Source organism: Streptomyces kronopolitis (genome assembly GCF_014646275.1).
Classification (GTDB): domain Bacteria; phylum Actinomycetota; class Actinomycetes; order Streptomycetales; family Streptomycetaceae; genus Streptomyces; species Streptomyces kronopolitis.
This window is the reverse complement of sequence record NZ_BMND01000043.1, coordinates 26,338-44,426: the sequence shown is the minus strand read 5'-3', so window position 1 is coordinate 44,426 and position 18,089 is coordinate 26,338. Positions and strand designations below refer to the sequence as shown.

The window sequence follows — 18,089 nt, the reverse complement described above, 5'->3', positions numbered from 1 at the left end:
GTCCGGGTCGGCGGCCAGCGCCCGCACCCCGCGGACCAGCCGTCCGCCGGGACCGGCGCCCGCCTGCGGTTCCTCGACGCCGCGGCCGCCCTGCTCCGTACGGACCCGGAGGGCATCCAGCCGCTGCTGTGCGCCTGGTTCGACGACACCCGCCCGCTCCACCGTCCCGCCGCGGACGGCGCCGGCCCGGCCCCGCGCGCACTGCCCCGGGAGATCACCGTCGCCGCCGCCGCGCAGGCCCTGCTGCACACCCACCGCCGGCAGGCGCTCGACGCGCTCCTGGAGGCCCTGGTGGCCGCCGCGCACCCCCGGGGCGACGAGCTGATGGACGCCCTCGCCGAGGACGAGCCGGCGGCGGTGTGCCGGGCCGTGGACCGCTGGGCGCACGACGAACGCCCCGAGCGCCGGGCCGCGGCCGCCTCGTACGGCCTGCGGGCCGCCCCGCACGCCACCGCCACGGCCGACCGCGCCCTGCTGCGCTATGCCGCGCTGTGCCTCCTCGCCCGGCGCGCCGACGCCGCCCACCACGGCTCCGCGCTCGCCCTGCTGGTGGGCGATCCGGCCACCCGCGCCCGCTTCCTGGACCGCGCGCTGACCCGCTTCGTCGCGGGCGACCCGCAGCTGCCGCCCGCGACGTTCACGGCCGCCCTCCCCGAGCACCCCAAGGTGGTGCTGGACGCCTTCCGGGCCCGGCTGGTCGGCGGCGACGGCCCGCCGGTGGCCGACGCGCTGCTGCGCATGCTCGCCCGCATCGACGCACCGGACCTCGCCGCGCGCATCGCCGACCTCGTCCGCGACTGCGCCCGGCACTGCCCCGAGCGCGTGGCACGGCCGGTCGCGGAGTTCCTCGACCACCGCCTCGAACGGGGACCGGCCGCCCGCGCCGCGCTGCGCCCGCTCGCCGTGGAACTGCTGACCGGAGGCCCCGTGACGGTCCGCTGCGCCCTCGCGGCCGTGGTGGCCGGCGCCGGCTCCGGCGCCTCGGCCCCGCTGCGCCGCGAACTGCTCGACGTGCTGCTGGCCCAGGAGGCGGCCCTCCCGGCGGTCCCCACGGCGCGCGGCGGACACGGCGGCGCGGGGCCGGACACCCGGGTGCTGGAGGCGCTGCTCCGGGCGGCCGCCGAGGGCGCGGAGCGGCGGCCGGCGGACCGCACCCGGGAGCTGGTGCACCGCACCGCAACGCTGCTGGTGCGCACCCCGCAGGGCGCGGCCCGCCTGGACCGGCGGCTGGTGGAACTGGGCGGGCGGGTGCCCGGCTTCGCCCGGCGGATGCAGGACTGGGTGGCGGACGAGCCGGGGGAGTGGGCGGCGGTGGTGGGCCCCGGTGCCCGTGTCACGCTCACCGGGTGCCCCAGCTGACCGCGGCGGCCCGGCCCGGGCGGAGCGGCCTGCGCAGCGCGGCCGGTGAGGCCCGTGGCCTGCGGCGGTTCCGGTCCGCGGGGCCGCCCGGAACCCCCCTTCGCGCGGAGCACCACCCACGGCATGGCAGTCTTAGACCTGCGCCATGCCGAATTGGCGCACGGGACGGACAGGGTTCGGGCGAGGAGCGGGCAGAGTGCAGCGCTGGCGTGGCTTGGAGGACATCCCCGAGGGCTGGGGGCGCAGCGTCGTCACCATCGGCTCGTACGACGGAGTGCACCGCGGCCACCAACTGATCATCGGCAAGGCCGTCGCGCGCGCCCGTGAGCTGGGGATTCCCGCGGTGGTCGTGACCTTCGACCCGCACCCCAGCGAGGTCGTGCGCCCCGGCACCCACCCGCCGCTGCTGGCGCCGCACCACCGGCGCGCGGAGCTGATGGCGGGGCTGGGGGTGGACGCGGTGCTGGTCCTGCCGTTCACCAAGGAGTTCTCGACGCTGGAGCCGGCCGACTTCGTGGCCAAGGTACTGGTCGACAAGCTGCACGCCCAGGTCGTCGTCGAGGGCCCCAACTTCCGCTTCGGGCACAAGGCGAAGGGCAATGTCGCCACCCTGACCGAACTGGGCACCACCTACGACTACACCGTCGAGGTCATCGACCTCTACGAGCGCGGCGCGGCGGGCGGCGGCGAGGCCTTCTCCTCCACCCTCACCCGCCGACTGGTCGCCGACGGCGATGTCGCCGGGGCGCGGGAGGTCCTGGGACGGCCGCACCGCGTCGAGGGCGTGGTCGTCCGCGGCGCCCAGCGCGGCCGCGAACTGGGCTTCCCGACGGCCAATGTGGAGACCCTGCCGCACACCGCGATCCCCGCCGACGGCGTCTACGCGGGCCTGCTGCAGGTCGAGGGCGAGGCCATGCCGGCCGCCGTCTCGGTCGGCACCAACCCGCAGTTCGACGGCAAGACCCGCACCGTCGAGGCGTACGCCATCGACCGCGTCGGCCTGGACCTCTACGGCCTGCACGTCGCCGTGGACTTCCTCGCCTACCTTCGCGGCCAGGAGAAGTTCGACACCCTCGACGCCCTCCTGGAACGCATGGCCGTGGACGTGAAACTGGCACGGGGGCTGATCGCGGAGGCGATCTGACCGCGATTCAGAGGAAGGGGGGACCATGGAACTCGGGCAATTGGCGCCGTCGGTGACGGCACCGGAACTGCCTCGGCCCGGAATCGGCGGCCGGGCGCTCGGTGCGCTGTTCTTCGTCGTCGCACTGGTCATGTTCGGCATGGCGTTCTCCAACGCCGCGCATGCCGGCGGAATTGCCGGGACGCACGGCACCCTGACGGTCAAGAGCTGCCGTGTCGAGCATTCCGGCACGACGGGCCACCGCAGTGAGACCACGTGGTGCGAGGGCACCTTCCGTTCCGGCGACGGCCGGAGCACGGACGATACGGCGACGGTCCGGGCGGACCGGAAGCCGGGCGACAAGATCCCGGTCCAGCAGTCGGGCAATGAGTATCTGCGGACCGGTCCCGGTGAAGTCTCCCGTTGGATCGCACTGTTCTTCTGCGGTTGGGTGGTTGCCGCCATCGGCCTGCCGTTCGCCGCGACCGGGATGTTCCCGCGTGGCGGCGCCCAGATGCTCATGATCAACCGTTCGGTCTCCGGCACCCGAGCGGGGGAAGCGCGCAAATGGCTCTTCCTGGTCGGAATCGGGGGCGCGGCGGTGTGCATGCTGTTCACCTGGATGCAGTCGCAGTAAGGCAGTACGGGCGCAGAGGCTCGACGATCGTCGCGAGCACTCGGCGCCCTTCCTCACACGGCCGGATTGTCGTAGCTCACGCCCGGATCGGGAAAATGATGCAGGGCGGCGCCGAGTCGCCCGACAATGGCGCCGGAAGCCGTGACCGCGATTTTGACGGTCTTGTCCGCGGCGCTGTATGCCTCGGTGACCTTTCCCCAGGTTTTGATGACCTTGGCGATCTCCAGGGCCGCGGCCGCATAGCCGACGACGGCGCCTACGCCTGTTTCGGCGAGAGCGGTGCCCGCGGCGATTTCGACCTCGGCGATGATCAACTGGTCTGCCATCTCGGTCAGCAGCCCCTTGACGAGGTCCACCCCCTGAGAGACCGCCAGAGCCACGTCCTTGTAGTAGCGCTCCAGCTCGTTCAGATCGCTCTCGAGAGATGCGATCTTCTTGGCCAGCTCATCGAAGTACACATAGGCGGCGTCGGCTGCATTGCCGTCCCAGGAAGCGTCCAGTGCCTTGTTGCCTGACTGGATGTTCGCCGCCAGATCCTTCGCCATCTTCCCGGTGTTGGACCACACCTCGGCGCACTTGGCATACGACTCCCAGTCGCCCTCGAACCACTTGAGGACCTCTTCCAGCGGGTCGATGCCGAAGATGAACTTGACCGTCTCGAGCGCCCAATAGCTGGGGCTGAGCCAGTCGCTGACCGTACTGACGGTTTCGCCCACGAGCCCCTTGGAGAGCTCTTCGGGCTCTCCGGGGGCCTTCAGCCGGCTGACCGGGTCGGCAATGTCTGCGAATGACATGGCAAATCCTTTCCTGCCGGTCAGCGCTTGCTTGCCGGATATGTGCCGTCCATCTTGGCCGCCTGGTCATGATCGGTCTGCCGATAGAACCCGGCAGACCTGTGCAGCTCCTTGGCGCTGGCGTCGAGAAGGCTGCTCATTCGCTTGAGCACGCTGTCGACGGAATCCATTGCCTGCGGGTGCAGATCCGTCATCCACAAAATCAGGCCCTGGCCACTGAACGTTCCCATGTCGCCGAATTTGTGAATGTACTCTTTGCCCTGTTCCGCGTCTTGTGCTGCGCGCCCCACCAGTCGTCCAAAACCTTCCAGGTCTTCTGGACGAACATCGAACGTCATTCCTGCGCCCCCTTGTTCCCAATTCCCTTGTGCGGCAGTCGGATACTGTATCGCCGTACCGTCAGAAGATCGAATGTGGAGGCGAGCCGGAATGCCGGAGAACGAAGTGGGTGACGAGGAGTTCATGGCGCTGGCCAAGGACCAGGCCCGAGCGCGTGCCCTGCGCACATCCATGCAACGGCTGGCCGGTCAAAGCGGCAACGGTGCGCTCCAGGAAATGGCCCGGGAGGTTCTGTCGGGTCGGGTCGGTCTTCGGGAGGCCCTGCAGGTCGGTGCGTACCGCGAAGCGCTGCAGGAGAAGGCGCGGGCGGGCATGCGGGCCATTGACGGGATGAGCGCGGCGGAGCGGGGTGAGGCCGAGGCCGAGGGGCAGCGTCAACTCGACGCCTACCAGGCGGAGATCGATCAGGAGCAGTCGGAACGGGGCCGGATGCTCGGGCGGGGTGGTGCTTCACGCTCCGGTCCCGGCAAGCACAGCGGTGACTGGCGGCCCTAGACCGCCTGGCCGGGTGGACGCCGCACAGCTGAACCAGTAAGGGCGGGGCCCCACCAACCGGTGGGGCCCCGCCCTTACTGGTTTACATCTGCCTCACTGCGGAGGCGGTTGCTGTTGCCAGCCCGGGCCGAGGCCGCCGCCCTGCTGGTCGGGCTGCGGGGCGTCGGGGGCGGGCTGTTGCTGCTGCCAGTGGGCCGGCGGCTGGGTGGGCTGCTGGGTCCAGCCGCCCTGCTGGGGCGGGTAGCCGGCCGGTGGCTGGCCCTGCTGGCCCGGCTGCGGCTGTTGGGGTTGCTGACCCGGCTGGGGCTGCTGGGCCTGCTGGCCGTACTGCTGTTGGGCGTAGGGGTCGTTGCCCATCTGCTGTGCGGCGTACGGGTCGCCCATCTGCTGCTGCGGGTACATGCCCTGGGCCTGCTGTGCCCGGGCGAAGTCCTCGGCCACCAGAGCGGAGAGGTGGAAGTACGCCTCGCGCGTCTTGGGCCGCATCATGTCGAGGTCGACCTCCGCGCCGGCGGCGAGATGCTCGTCGAAGGGGACGACCACCACCCCGCGGCAACGGGTCTCGAAGTGCGACACGATGTCATCGATCTTGATCATCTTGCCGGTCTCGCGGACCCCGGAGATGACCGTGATGCCGCGCTGCACCAGATCGGCGTAGCCGTGCGCGGACAGCCAGTCCAGGGTGGTGCTCGCACTGCTCGCACCGTCCACGGACGGGGTCGAGATGATGATCAACTGGTCGGCGAGGTCGAGCACTCCGCGCATCGCGCTGTAGAGCAGACCGGTACCCGAGTCGGTGAGGATGATCGGGTACTGCCGGCCGAGGATGTCGATCGCCCGCCGGTAGTCCTCGTCGTTGAACGTCGTCGAGACCGCGGGGTCCACGTCGTTGGCGAGGATCTCCAGGCCCGAGGGGGCCTGCGAGGTGAACCGGCGGATGTCCATGTAGCTGTGCAGATGCGGGATCGCGTGCACCAGGTCGCGGATGGTCGCACCGGTCTCGCGGCGCACCCGGCGGCCGAGCGTGCCGGCGTCCGGGTTGGCGTCGATCGCCAGGATCTTGTCCTGCCGCTCGGAGGCGAGGGTGGAGCCGAGGGCCGTGGTGGTCGTGGTCTTGCCGACGCCGCCCTTGAGGCTGATCACCGCGATCCGGTAGCAGGACATCACCGGCGTACGGATCAGTTCCAGCTTGCGCTGCCGCTCCGCCTCTTCCTTCTTCGCGCCCAGCTTGAACTTGGACGGCTGGGCGTTGGCGCCCGGCTTGCGCTTCTTGGGCTGGTTGCGCAGCAGCCGGTCGGAGGTCAGCTCCACCGCGGCGCTGTAGCCGAGCGGCGCGCCGGGGGCGGCCCGCTGCTGCGGCTGCTGCTGGCCCGGCTGCGAGTACGAGGCGTAGTTCGCCGCCGCGTTCGGGTCGCCGGCCTGCTGCCCCGGGAGCGGCTGGTAGGGGGGCTGCTGGCCCTGCTGGGCCCCCTGCTGCCCCTGCTGCTGAGCCTGCTGGGCTTGCTGTGCCTGGGCGGCCTGTTGAGCCTGCTGTGCCTGAGCGGCCTGCGCCTGGGCCGCCTGAGCCTGAGCGGCCTGGGCCTGCTGAGCGGCCTGCTGTTGGGCGTAGGCCTGCTGCGCCTGCTGGCCCTGCTGCGGGTAGCCCTGCGCGCCGGTCTGTGGATAGCCGTACGCGGGCTGCTGCGCGGCCGCCTGGGGGTGCTGCGGCTGCTGGCCCTGCTGGGGGTAGCCGTAGGCGGGCTGCGGGTAGCCGTACCCGCCCTGCTGCTGTTGCGGGTAGCCACCGTACTGCCCCTGCTGGCCCTGCGGGTGGCCGGCCTGCGGGTGCTGCACGGGGGCCTGCGGCTGGCCCTGCTGGGGCTGCTGTGCCTGCTGGGCGGCCTGGGCCTGGGCACGCGGGTCGGCGGGCTGGAACTCCGGCGGCAGCGGCGGCAGTGCGCCCTGCCCGGGAACGCCCTGCTGGCTGCCGTCGGCGGCGGCGCCCCACGGTGCGCCCTGCGGAGGAACCCCCTGCTGGGGCACGGCCTGCGGGGGCATCTGCGGCGGGGCCTGCTGCGGCACACCCTGCTGCGGAACGGCGTGCGGGGGCATGCCCTGCTGAGGAGCGCCCTGCTGAGGAACTCCCTGGTGCGGCACGCCCTGTTGCGGCTGCTGCTGGCCCTGATCCGGCTGGTGAGCCTGCTGACCCTGTTCGGGCTGCTGGCCCGCGGTGGGCCCGGCGCCCTGCGCGGCGGCATCGGGGCCGGGCACGTCGGGTGCGGGCTGCATGGGGGGCTGCGGAACGGCGGCGGCCTCGGGGCCCGGAACGCCGTCCTCGCCGATAGCGGCGGCGGCAGTGGCCGTGGCCTCGGGACGCGGGGCCGGGTCGGCGGGCGCGGGCTCAGGCGCGGACACGTCGGCGCCCCGGGATTCGGTGTCGTCGGCCGCGTCGTCCTCGTCGTCGTCCCAGAGCGCGGCCGACGGGTCGCCGCCGGTGCCGGCGCGCCGATTGCCGCCGGTGGCACCGGCGTCCGCGGCCGGGGCGGGATCCGCGGGGGCCTCCGGCACGGCCGGGGGAGTGGTGGCGGCCGGTGTCTCGGTGCCCGCGTCCTGCGGGCGGAGCGTCGGGAAGCCGGGGGGCGCGGCCTGAGCGGGCCCGGGCAGCGGCTGGCCCGTCGGCGGCCCGGGGGGCGCAGGGGTGGACGAAGACGCAGGAGGAGCCGCGGGGGAGGCCGCAGCACCCGCGCCACCACCACTGGTGTCGTTGCTCGCATACCAGGCCGGCGCGGCGAAGTCGATCTTGAACTCACCGGTCAGGTCGAACTCGGACTGGTCGTCGTCAGGATCGTTTCCGTCCGGACGGAAAGCCTCCTGCTCGTTCACTGTGCCTCCTGGTGTACTGCAACGCACCTGAACGGCAGGACCGGATACAGGCGGATCGATCGGATGTAGCGGAAGTCGGAACACACCACCCGGGGTTGCGCCCAGACTAGCTGTCCATCCCCGTATCGACTGCCGTCGGGCTGTGCTCCTGCGGCTCTCCCGCACAGCCTAATCAAGAGTCGGCGCGCAGTGGCAGTCGATGTCATGTCGTCTTCGTGCCCTTTCGGCACGACGGACGGGCGCACCCGAGGATGCGCCCGTCTCCGTGTCCGCGCACGGCCGTGGATGCGGTCGTGCACGGACCGACGGGCGCCGCGGACAACCCGCCCGCGGCACCCGTCAGTTGCTCAGTCCATGCGGCGCGGCCCGCCGAGCAGCTGGGTCTCCGCGTCCGTGGGCTGGGTCATGACGAACTGGTGGCCGTCGCGCGAGCACCACAGCATGGCGTTGTCGCTGAGCGTCGGCAGCACCGCGCCGACCTGCTCCGGAAGCCGCATGATTCGCGTCACAACCTCCGCCTCCTCGGGCGAGAGCCGCTGCAGACCGACCAGATCGGCGCGGCCGAGCATCTGCGGCGAGCGCGGCCCGAGGAACGGCAGCACGGTCAGCACCGACTGCCAGGGGCCTGGGGCGAGCTGATTGCGCGGCGGCCGCGCGCCCATGTCCCGGATGACCAGAACGGGGCTTGACACCGACGGGCCCTGGGGTGCGATCTGGCGTACGTCGTGGACCGACACACACTGCTGTCCGCCGCCCGCGGCCTGCGCCATCTGCGCCCAGGCCGGGGGCCGCGCCGTCTCGACCGCGACCCGGGCTCCGGTGGCGACCGTGCGCAGCGCCAGCACCTGCGCCATCCACACGCTGCCGACCAGGACGATCTCCAGCGGCGCCGGACGCAGCAGGCTCAGCACGGCGGGCTGGTTCTGCGGGTCGATGCCGATGATCACGCCGTCGTCGCCGACCGGCAGGGTCAGCGAGGCGAGCGACTCGGGCGTCAGGACGTGCGGGCTGCGCCGCGGGCCGCGCAGGCCGTAGCCGGGCAGCAGCTTCGGGCCGCCCGGGCCCGCCTGCTCCTCCTCCTGACGCGGCTGGTGCGAGGGCCGGCGGCTGCCGTCGGTGCCCCCGACGGGATTGCGCCAGCCGTTGCCGTTGGTGTTGGCACGGGGCTGATACGTGGGAGAGGCCATCAGCGGGTACCTCCGAGGGGGAGCGTGGCCAGCAGGCCGGGCAGCTGTTCCCGGTCGAGCCGGACGAGGCCGACCTTCACGGAACCGGAACGGTGCTCCAACTCGCTCTGTGCAGCGGTGAGTTCGTCCTCGCTGCGGGTGGAAAGACGGACGTAGCCCGAGATCGCCGGGGCGCGCCCGCCGCCGTGCGTGGCGGTCAGCGCGAAGGTGCTGGCCATCGCCCGGGTGCTGGTCAGCAGCTGGGTGACGGCCGCCAACGGGACACCGCCCTCGCCCAGTTGGGGCCACCGCCCGATCCAGTACGTGGAGTGCCAGCGGTCGTCGCAGCGCATGGCCCGGGTCGTCTCCTGGGTGCGGCGGGCCGCCCGGCCCTCACGCCCCATCGCGCCGTTGGCCGCCCGCGGGCTGACGCACACCGCGGTGCCGATCGCGGCCACCACCTCGCGCTCGTCGAGCACCCGCGCGCGCACCCCGTGCGCGGTCAGCCGGCTGACGAGCTGGTCGGCGGCGCGCAGCAGCGAACGCTTGGCGCCCTCCATCCCGCCACCGCGGGCCTCGATCGCCTCCGCGCACAGCTCGGGGTCGAGCTTCAGCGCGATCCAGGTCAGCTGCAGGGCCGGGGTCTGCGTCTGCGCCTGGAGGGGCGCGTACGAGCGGGCCGCGACGGCCTGTTCGGGCAGATGCGGGGCCGGCGCGGGCTGGGTGTACTGGACGAACTGCACCGACTCCAGGTGGATGTCCTCGATGTCGAGCGCGGTGTGCAGCACGTCGAGCGGCAGCATGTGGCTGCCGCGCTGCGGCCGCAGCGGCTCGTCCCGGGCGTCCACCTGGACCAGGGCGGTCAGGAACGTGCCGTCACCGACGAAGCCGATGGCCCGCTGGTCGGACTCGGTGGTGAACTCGTAGGTCTGCAGCGCCGGTTCGCACTCGACGACCGGGGCGAAGGCCGGGTCGGCGCCCTGTGTGGCGGCGAGCGCGGCGGCGCTGTTCTTGCCGCGGCGCTTCATCGCGCGCACGGTGGTGATCCACTCCGGCAGCGGAATGCGCCGCCGCCGGCCGAGCGCGAAGACGATGAGCACCGCCGCGATCACGATCGCCACGGTCAGCGCGGCCGGATGGATCGTCCAGCCCACCAGCACCAGTGCCACGGCGAGTTCGATGATGGCCAGCTGCTGTACGCGGACGCCGCCGATCGTCCCGGCCTGTTGGCGCAGCCGCGGTGCCACCGGACCGGCCGGGCGGGCCGCGGAGCCCGGACCGCCATTTTCTCTATTGCCCTGAGCTGTGCCGTTTTGGTCAGCATTTCCCGCGGATTGCGGTGCAGCAGAAGGCTGTTGCTGCTGTTGTCGCCCATTGCGGCGTCGGGCCCTGGTGGCGCTGGACATCCCCCGGCCTGCTCCTCTACTGGTGGTGTGGCTCTAGGCCTATCGCCGGCCACTGACTGGTGCGTCGGAAGGTGGCACCCGTACCGTACGGGTCGATCGACACACGGCATAGTAGAGGGCGCTACGGCGTGAGTGCCGGGGGCGGTCGCGGTGGATCCAACAGGCGGGGAGAGAAAGCAACAATGGCATCACGTCGGGACGAGCTGAATGCGTATTCGTTTGCTCGAAAGCGCACGAATGCGGCATTTCTGAAGCCGCTGCCGAACGGTTCGATCGAGAGTGCCCCCAAGCCGCTGAAGGCGGTGGTGCCGAGCATCGTGATGGGCGTCGTGGTGCTGGTGGGATTCGGTGCCTGCGGCATTCTCCGGCCTGTTGCCCCGCAGGGCTGGGACACCGTCGGTTCCAATGTCATTGTCGGATCCGACTCCACCACGCGTTATGTCGTGCTGCCGAACACGGACTCCAGCGGAAAGAGCCACAAGCTTCTGCACCCCGTCCTGAACCTCGCCTCGGCCCGACTTCTTCTCGACCCCGATAAGTTCCAGGTCGTCCAGGTCAAGGATTCCGAACTCGACGGAAAGCTGCCGCACGGCCCGGCCGTCGGAATTCCTTATGCGCCCGACCGCCTTCCCGGCAAGGACGAGGTGGACAAGCCCAAGACCTGGGCGGTGTGCGACCGTCCGGGGAGCGGCGAGAACAGCAAGCCGCAGCAGACAGTGTTCGTCCTCGGCGGCAAGGACAAGGAACTCGTCGAGGGCAAGGGCAAGCTCGACAACGACCAGGCGCTCTACATCGAGGACCCCAAGGGGAAGCGCTGGCTGGTCGACGAGAAGGGCATGGCCTTCGAGTTCGACGCCACCCTGGGCGGGAAGGTGGCGCCGGAGCAGGGCCCGGCGAAGGCCAACAGCGACCTCCAGCGCATCATCTTCGGGGACTCCGCCGAACCGCAGAAGGTCTCCCAGCAGTTCATGGACACGCTGATCCCGAGCCCGGTCCCGATCGCCATGCCCCGCATCTCCGGCGCCGGCCACAAGTCCGCCGCCCTGGGCGTCCCGGACAGCGCCCGGACCATCGGCACGGTGCTGCAGGCGCGCGACAGCCGGCAGAAGTACGTCGTCCAGGCCGACGGCGTCTACAAGGTGTCCGACTTCGTGGCGAACCTCCTCCTGGAGGGCCAGAACGCCAAGGACGTGCACCCGGACGGCACGGCGCTGAAGCCCGTGGAGGTCTCCACCACGAGCATGACCCTCAAGCAGGACGACGAGGGGCGCGCGGAGAGCTACCTGGGCAAGATCCAGGGCACCGACATCGACATGCCCTGGCCCACCGAGGCGGTCTCCGCCGCGAACAACTTCAAGGAGGGTTCGCAGACCGGCGGCCTGATCAGCCCCACGGACAACGGGGTCTCCTGCAGCGTCTACAAGGGCACCAGCACCAAGTACCCGGGTGAGGCGAACAAGCGGCTCGGATTCCCGAACGGCGTGCCCGACATGCAGACCTGGGTGGGCAAGGACTACCCCGCGAAGATCGCCCCCGGCGCGAGTTCCTATGTCACGCCCGGAAACGGACTGCTGTACCGCCAGGCCGCCGCGCCTTCCGCGAAGTTCGGCAGCCTGTTCCTGGTCACCGACACCGGTCTGCGCTACTCCGTTCCCGAGAACAACGACGGTCAGAAAGCCGGCAAGGCCAACCAGGAGGGCGGCCAGTCGCAACTCCGCCTCGGTTACAAGGACGCGCATCCGCCGCTCGTCCTGAAGACCTGGTCCGAACTCCTTTCTGCCGGCCCGAAGCTGGACGTGCAAAGCGCCCGCAAGCCGCAGGCTTCGTGACGCGAGGGGGCCGGGCCGATACCCTTCACGGACTATCGGCCCGGCTTCCCGCCGTATCGCGACTTCTGTCCCCGCGATCTTTCTGTGCGGCCGGAATTTCCCGTCCTGACCGAAAGCACCGCATCTGCCCCGATTCCCTGAACGCGGTTTCCACACGGGCGAGTTGAGCATGTTGTGATCCCGCAACAAGAGCCCTCCCCCAGTTGGGAACAGGCGTGTGGAGTGGTTAAAGTGAGCGAAGGCGTCAGCAGGAGATGCCCACCACGCAAGCCGGCTCCGTCGGTGCGGCGCGGTACGACGTACAAGTCTCATGGGGGACGTTGACTATGGCTGGTCAGCAGTACACAACCACCGAGGAGGAGATGGTCGCGTTCAGCGGCAAGATCTCCTCGGTCAACCAGTCGATCCAGGGCGAGATCTCGCGCCTGAACACGGTCGTCGACACCATCACGTCCGGGTGGAAGGGTGCTGCGGCCTCCTCGTACAACCAGCTGCAGACGCAGGTGAACGAGGACGCCAACCGTCTCAACCAGCTTCTGGGTGAGATCAAGGAAGCGATCGACGAGACCACGAAGAACTACTCCGCCTCTGAAGAGGAGCAGGCCCAGTCGATTTCGCACGTCTCCGCCTCGGCTTCCCCGTTCGGATGACGGAGCCGCGCCGCTCCGTGCGGCGCAGTGGCTCAGCGGCCGCAGCACGGGCTCGTCGGGTACGCCCGCCGGCCCGCTGCGGCATGAATCGACCAGGCATCATCAACTCCTGAGGAGACACCATGTCAGGCCAGATCCTCGTTAATTTCGCGACGATCTCCCAGGCCAGTTCCGACGTGCGCGGTACTGCCAACAACATCCGCCAGCAGCTCGACGACCTCGAGGCGGGCGTCAAGAAGATCGCCGCCAGCTGGGAAGGCGCGGCGCAGGAGGGCTACCAGGCCCGCCAGCGCGAGTGGGACCAGCGCGCGGCCTCCCTGCACTCGACGCTCGAGGCCATCGCCAAGGCGCTCGACCAGGCCGCCCAGAACTACCAGGCCACCGAGCACAAGAACTCCGGTATCTGGGCGGGCTGACCTCGCGTCGGCACACGAACGGATAGCGATCGGCTGAGCAGCCCCGAAGGCTCGCACAGTGGTCCAAGAGGGCGAGCGCGCTGCTTCAGTGCGCTCGCCCTTCTGCCGTCCACACGACCGCCCGCATTCCTCCACCTCACCTCCCCACTCCCTCCCCACTTCATTCCTCCCCATTCCCTCCCTTCCGCCCCTCATGGAGAGCAGACAACCCGTGGGATCTCGCGCCATCGGTCATCGAGCCGGGCACCGTCGCCGCACGACGGGCGCCCTGGTCACGGCGGCCTGCATCGTCGGCCTGTCCAGCGTCACCGCCGCACCGGCCGTCGCGGACGAGAACGTCCCGCTCAACAGCGGTGAGTGCAAGTTCGGCGCCGACTACATCAAAGAGACCCCGTGGTCGCTGCAGCGCATACTCACCAATCAGATGTGGGCCTACGGAAAGGGAAAGGGAATCCGGGTCGGCGTCATCGACACCGGAATCGACGCGGATAACCCGCAGATCAAAGACGCTATCGGCAGCGGCGGCATCACCCTCGTCAAGGGAAAGCCGACCGACGACAAGGTCGGCCACGGCACCAAAGTGGCAGGCATCATCGCCGCCCGCCCCGTCAAGGGCTCCGGCTTCTACGGAATAGCGCCCGAGGCGACCGTCGTCCCCTTCCAGCAGACCTCGCAGGAAAAGCCCGGCACCGCCGACAGCCTCGCCACCGCCATCAAGAAGGCCGTGGACGAGCACATGGACATCATCAACATCTCGCAGGGCACCTCCGCCAACCCGCGCCTGCTGCCCACCCTCGAGAACGCGGTCAAGTACGCCAACGCGCACAAGGTCCTCATCGTCGCCTCGGCCGGCAACGGCGGCGCCGACGGCGGGGAGAAGAACATGTACCCCGCGGCCTACTCGGACGACTACCCCAACGTCCTCGCAGTGGCCGCCTCGGACCGCAACAACGAGCGGGCACCCTTCTCCCAGTCCGGACCGTTCGTCCAGATCGCCGCGCCGGGCGTCGACATGGTCTCCACCGTCCCCGACGGCGGAAACTGCGTCGACCAGGGCACCAGCTTCGCGGCACCCTATGTCGCGGGAGCCGCGGCCCTGCTCAAGGCGAAGCACCCCAGCTGGACCCCGCAGCAGCTGATCTGGGACCTGGAGAAGACCGCCGAGCGCACCCGCCCGAACCGGGACGACTTCATCGGCTGGGGCGTCGTCGACCCGGTGGCGGCCCTGAACGACAACACGACGCCCACCGGAGAGCCCAAGCCGGACAAGCCCTCCAACGTGGCTGACGGTTCCAACATCCACCCGGTCGCCGTCGCCCTCGGCGAAAGCCCCGAGGACCGGCGCGCCCGCTATTCCATCTACATCGTCGGCGGCGGACTCCTCGCCGTCGGCACGGTAGTTGGCTCCGCCATCGCACTCCGCGACTGGCGCCGAAAGACTGGTTTGCGAACACACGGGGAGGCTTAATCATGGCTCATGGGCAGTACGGGGTTGATCTGGATGCCTTGGACCAGGTCATCAAGGAGCTCAACCATGTCCTGAAGGAAATGGGCGACTCGAAGAGCACAGCCACGAACAGCACTTACCTTCCGAAGGGGTCCCTGGGCGAGGGATTCAAGGAGGAGGGGGAACTCTATGGCGCTCACGCGAAGATGAAGGGCGACATCGAGAAGATGATGCACATGGTCGAGGGGCTCATCGACACGTTCGGGAAGAAGTCGTCCAAGGTCAGGGGTGCGTACCAGGACGCCGAAGCCGACAACGCGATGAACCTGAAGTGACGTCGGCTGACGAATTGTGTTGACAGACAGAGCAAGTGCGATGACGGAGTGGGGGACAGCAGATGGCGTCGAAGGGCAGTGAGTTCAAGCCGGCGAAGGTTCCGGTGCCGGAGCCACCCAAGAAGGCGGCAACAGGGTCGGGGGAGGCCCAAGAAGTCGGGCACGACGTCATCACGAGCCGTCCTCAGTTCACTGAGAAGGGACTGAACGACCTCAAGCAGATGGTGTCGGGGGCCAACCCCGCAGAGGTTGGCAACGTGGCCAAAGGCTGGCGGGACGTCCGAGTTTCACTCGTGGGTGAAGGGTGGGACGGAGGCATCAAGAAGCACTTCGATGATGCGGTGGAGAAGGTGCTGAAGACCTGGCACGGTTCTTCTGCCGACCAGTTCGCCTCCTCGGCACAAAAGATCAGCGAGAACTTCGCGAACCTTGCGCTGTACCCCCACAACACTGGTGAGGTCCTGCGGCAGATCGGCGAGAACCTGAAGGAGGTTCAGAAGTTCGTCGATGACGTCAAGGAGCCGAGTTCTTGGGAAAGCAAGGAGGACTGGCTCGCAGACAAGGCGACCTCCGGCGTCGGCAAGGGCGCAGCGATCGGCAACACCATCATGCCGGGTGCTGGTGGCCTGGTCGGCGGCCTGGTGGGCGGGATGGTTGGCGGCGACGGACGCGATGACTCGCAGCTGAAGGTTGACCTTCAGAACCCCAAGATGAGCATCTGGGATGCCATGGACAAGAACCGCCACAGCTTGTCGCTGGGGAAGGAGCGTCAGCTGCAGGCTGCTCATTACATGGAGCAGCTGGGGACGACGTACCGGGTCGGAGTCAAGGCGCTCGGCTCAACCCGTATTGATGACGGCCACATCAAGCCGCCGGCCCACGACGGCGACGATAGCGGCGGCGCGATCCCAGGTATCGGGGCTTTTGGTCCTATGCCGTGCCCTCCGAAGATGGGCGCGCCCACAGGAATGGCGCCGGGCATGAAGGGCGGCGGCGGGTACACGACGCCGCAGCCGATGGAGCCGCCGCGTGCCCATGGAATCGACGGCGGCATCGGCAGTGTACCCAAGGCTCCTGCGCCGAACATTGGAACGGGACTTGACGGCCTCTCGGGAGGACCAGGTCTGGGGAGCGGCGGTGGAGCCGGCGCCGGCGGGATCGGTGCGGGTGCCGGCGGCGGAGTAGGTACCGGTGGCTTGGGCGCGGGAGCTGGAAGCATCGGTGCGGGCTCTGGTGCAGGCACGGGTGGCTCGGGCGCGCCAGGCATGGTCGGGGGCGTTGGCGCTACCGGTGGAGCCCGCGCAGGTGGTGCGGGTGCCGGAACTCGTGCCGGTGGTGCGGGTGCCGGAGCGGGAGCACGGGGTGGCCGTGCAGGCATGCCCGGCATAGGTGGAGCTGCTGGCGCTGCCAAGGGGGCCGGTGCCAAGGGTGGCGCCGGCGCAGGCGGCAAGGGCGGTGCGCTGGCTCGGCAGAAGGGCGGTGTCATCGGCGGCAAGGGCGGCAAGCTCGGAGCCGCGGGCCAGGGAGGTTCCGGCTTGCACCGCAGCCGTGGTGGCACGCAGCAGGGTGCCGGCGCAGGCGGCGGCCGCCGTCCGGCAGGGATGGCCGGTGCACATGGTGCGCACGGCGCCAAGGGCAAGGACAAGAAGGGCGAGAACGGAGAGCGCCCCGACTACCTGGTAGAAGAAGAAGAGACCTGGACGCCGGAGCGCAATGTGGCGCCCAAGGTCATCGAGTAGGGGCCACGCAGCCCAGATAGGGTGCTCGGCGGAATCGAGATGGGGCCCGCAGTCCTCGGGCTGCGGGCCCCACCCTCGCTACGGAGAGGTGTACGGCATGAGCTTCACGCGGACGCTGCGTGCGGTGAGCGGCGCGGTGGTGGCGGGAGCGCTGCTCTTCGGCGCCGCCCCGACTGCTTTGGCTGATCAGAACAGGGATGATCAATGGCCACTCAAGGCGTTCGACGCCGCGAGCATCTGGAAAGAGTCAACAGGGAAGGGCGTCACGGTTGCCGTAATCGACGACCCCATTAATGGCAGCCACCCAGACCTGAACGGCAACGTGCTGGCGGGGAAGAGCTTCATTGACGGGGGGCGCGGCGACCGCAAGGGCACGGGCGATCATGGAACCGGCATGGCATCACTCATTGCCGGGCATGGGCACGGCACTGGGAATGCTGACGGTGTCATGGGGCTTGCGCCAGATGCGAAGATTCTTCCCGTTGCGACTCCAGAAGTCGGAGTCGGAATGGGCAATAGTGGTCTGAGTGACTGGATTAGGTATGCAGTCGATCACCATGCCTCTGTCATCAACCTGTCGATCAACCCTGCTGGCATCAGTGACTCGGATAGGCAAGCCGTAGCCTATGCTGTCCAGAAAGATGTCCTGGTTGTAGCTGGCGCAGGAAACGACGGAGAGAGCAAGCTCAGCGACCTGGCCTCCGTTCCAGGTGTCGTTTCCGTGGGAGCGGTGGACAAGACCGGCAAGGTTTGGTCGAAGTCAAACTCTGGTAGCCGGCTGATGCTTTCGGCGCCGGGCGTAGAGATTACGTCCGCTTCTGCTACTGCGGGACAGTATCGGCTGGCAGATGGCACCTCTGATTCCACGGCCTATGTCTCAGGCGCGGCCGCACTTCTGCGTTCCAAATTTCCTGACCTAACTGCTGGTCAGATTGCCAATCGCCTGGTGAAGACAGCAATCCTCCCGAAGAGCGAGGAAGGCATTCACCTTCCCGATGCGCATTACGGGTTTGGCATCATTCGCCCCTACAGCGCGCTGACCAAGGACATCCCTGCAGGCTCCAAGAGCGGCCCACTGAAGATGCCCAAGGCGGATTCATCCGCAGGAGTGGGTGGCACGAGCGCAGGCAGCGGTGGCCAGCAGGCGAGCGGTGAGAAGGGGGATGGCCTCGGTACGGGCGCCATCGTGGGTATTGCGGCTGGTGTCCTCGTTGTCGTCGCGGTGATCGTCATCGTCATTGTGCGGCAGAAGAAGGACGGCCGCAATGGGCCGCCCAACGGCGGTCCCGGTGGCTTTGGTGGCCCTGGGTTCGCGCCTCAGCAGCCCGGCCCCTATCAGCAGCCTGGTCCCTACCAGCAGCCCGGACCGTACGCGCAGCCCGGCCCGTACCAGCAGCAGCCGAGCGCTCCTGGCTCGTATCCGCCGGCGCCGCCCACTCAGCCGCCCGGCCGGTAGAGGGCCTTTGTGGAAGCCAGCGGCTGCAGGGGAGAG

The 18,089-nt window shown here is 69.5% G+C and carries 15 protein-coding genes and 1 pseudogene; 11 read left to right on the top strand and 5 right to left on the bottom strand.

Annotated elements, in window-relative coordinates:
• From IEY78_RS29945 to IEY78_RS29935, 3 genes and pseudogenes are all read left to right on the top strand, one after another.
• Positions 1 to 1,359 (top strand): annotated as a pseudogene (locus IEY78_RS29945) (hypothetical protein); the annotation flags it as partial.
• 196 nt (positions 1,360 to 1,555) lie between these two features.
• Positions 1,556 to 2,503: a bifunctional riboflavin kinase/FAD synthetase gene (locus tag IEY78_RS29940; protein ID WP_189103602.1), complete on the top strand. Its 948-nt coding sequence runs from the start codon at positions 1,556 to 1,558 to the stop codon at positions 2,501 to 2,503.
• Positions 2,504 to 2,528: 25 nt separating this feature from the next.
• Positions 2,529 to 3,119, top strand: coding sequence for a hypothetical protein (locus IEY78_RS29935; protein WP_189103601.1), 591 nt, complete (start codon positions 2,529 to 2,531; stop codon positions 3,117 to 3,119).
• A gap of 53 nt (positions 3,120 to 3,172) precedes the next feature.
• On the opposite strand, the gene IEY78_RS29930 is transcribed toward IEY78_RS29935, so the two are convergent.
• Complete coding sequence (locus IEY78_RS29930; protein ID WP_189103600.1) at positions 3,173 to 3,913, bottom strand: hypothetical protein; 741 nt, start codon at positions 3,911 to 3,913, stop codon at positions 3,173 to 3,175.
• Positions 3,914 to 3,933: 20 nt separating this feature from the next.
• Complete coding sequence (locus IEY78_RS29925) at positions 3,934 to 4,251, bottom strand: hypothetical protein (RefSeq protein WP_189103599.1); 318 nt, start codon at positions 4,249 to 4,251, stop codon at positions 3,934 to 3,936.
• 91 nt (positions 4,252 to 4,342) lie between these two features.
• On the opposite strand from IEY78_RS29925, the gene IEY78_RS29920 reads away from it, so the two are divergent.
• The gene (locus IEY78_RS29920) at positions 4,343 to 4,747 is read left to right on the top strand and encodes a hypothetical protein (RefSeq protein ID WP_189103597.1); all 405 of its coding nucleotides are present in this window, start codon (positions 4,343 to 4,345) and stop codon (positions 4,745 to 4,747) included.
• Between the two features lie 93 nt (positions 4,748 to 4,840).
• Here IEY78_RS29920 and IEY78_RS29915 read toward each other — a convergent pair whose 3' ends face one another.
• The 3 genes from IEY78_RS29915 to eccE form a co-directional block, all read right to left on the bottom strand.
• Entirely contained in the window at positions 4,841 to 7,609 is a 2,769-nt protein-coding gene (locus IEY78_RS29915; RefSeq protein ID WP_189103595.1) for an SCO5717 family growth-regulating ATPase, read from the bottom strand.
• Positions 7,610 to 7,956: 347 nt separating this feature from the next.
• Positions 7,957 to 8,796: a hypothetical protein gene (locus tag IEY78_RS29910; protein WP_189103593.1), complete on the bottom strand. Its 840-nt coding sequence runs from the start codon at positions 8,794 to 8,796 to the stop codon at positions 7,957 to 7,959.
• Positions 8,796 to 10,022: a type VII secretion protein EccE gene (gene eccE, locus IEY78_RS29905; RefSeq protein ID WP_189103591.1), complete on the bottom strand. Its 1,227-nt coding sequence runs from the start codon at positions 10,020 to 10,022 to the stop codon at positions 8,796 to 8,798. The genes IEY78_RS29910 and eccE overlap by 1 nt, the downstream gene beginning before the upstream one ends.
• Positions 10,023 to 10,363: 341 nt before the next feature.
• On the opposite strand from eccE, the gene IEY78_RS29900 reads away from it, so the two are divergent.
• The 7 genes from IEY78_RS29900 to IEY78_RS29870 all read left to right on the top strand — a co-directional run bounded on the left by IEY78_RS29900 (position 10,364) and on the right by IEY78_RS29870 (position 18,053).
• Positions 10,364 to 12,010: a type VII secretion protein EccB gene (locus tag IEY78_RS29900; protein ID WP_189103588.1), complete on the top strand. Its 1,647-nt coding sequence runs from the start codon at positions 10,364 to 10,366 to the stop codon at positions 12,008 to 12,010.
• A 326-nt stretch (positions 12,011 to 12,336) separates the two neighbouring features.
• A complete protein-coding gene (locus tag IEY78_RS29895; protein WP_189103604.1) occupies positions 12,337 to 12,660 on the top strand; it encodes a WXG100 family type VII secretion target in 324 nt (107 codons plus the stop codon).
• Between the two features lie 122 nt (positions 12,661 to 12,782).
• Positions 12,783 to 13,076 carry a WXG100 family type VII secretion target gene (locus IEY78_RS29890; protein WP_006602760.1) on the top strand — a complete coding sequence of 98 codons (294 nt, stop codon included), beginning with the start codon at positions 12,783 to 12,785 and terminating at the stop codon, positions 13,074 to 13,076.
• Positions 13,077 to 13,287: 211 nt separating this feature from the next.
• Positions 13,288 to 14,544, top strand: a complete 1,257-nt coding sequence (gene mycP / locus IEY78_RS29885; protein WP_189103587.1) for a type VII secretion-associated serine protease mycosin — start codon at positions 13,288 to 13,290, stop codon at positions 14,542 to 14,544.
• 2 nt (positions 14,545 to 14,546) lie between these two features.
• On the top strand, positions 14,547 to 14,858 hold the full coding sequence (locus tag IEY78_RS29880) for a hypothetical protein (RefSeq protein ID WP_189103585.1): 312 nt from the start codon (positions 14,547 to 14,549) through the stop codon (positions 14,856 to 14,858).
• Positions 14,859 to 14,920: 62 nt separating this feature from the next.
• Positions 14,921 to 16,597, top strand: a complete 1,677-nt coding sequence (locus IEY78_RS34925) for a WXG100 family type VII secretion target (RefSeq protein ID WP_268240355.1) — start codon at positions 14,921 to 14,923, stop codon at positions 16,595 to 16,597.
• A 97-nt stretch (positions 16,598 to 16,694) separates the two neighbouring features.
• The gene (locus tag IEY78_RS29870; protein WP_189103583.1) at positions 16,695 to 18,053 is read left to right on the top strand and encodes a S8 family serine peptidase; all 1,359 of its coding nucleotides are present in this window, start codon (positions 16,695 to 16,697) and stop codon (positions 18,051 to 18,053) included.
• Positions 18,054 to 18,089: the final 36 nt, after the last annotated feature.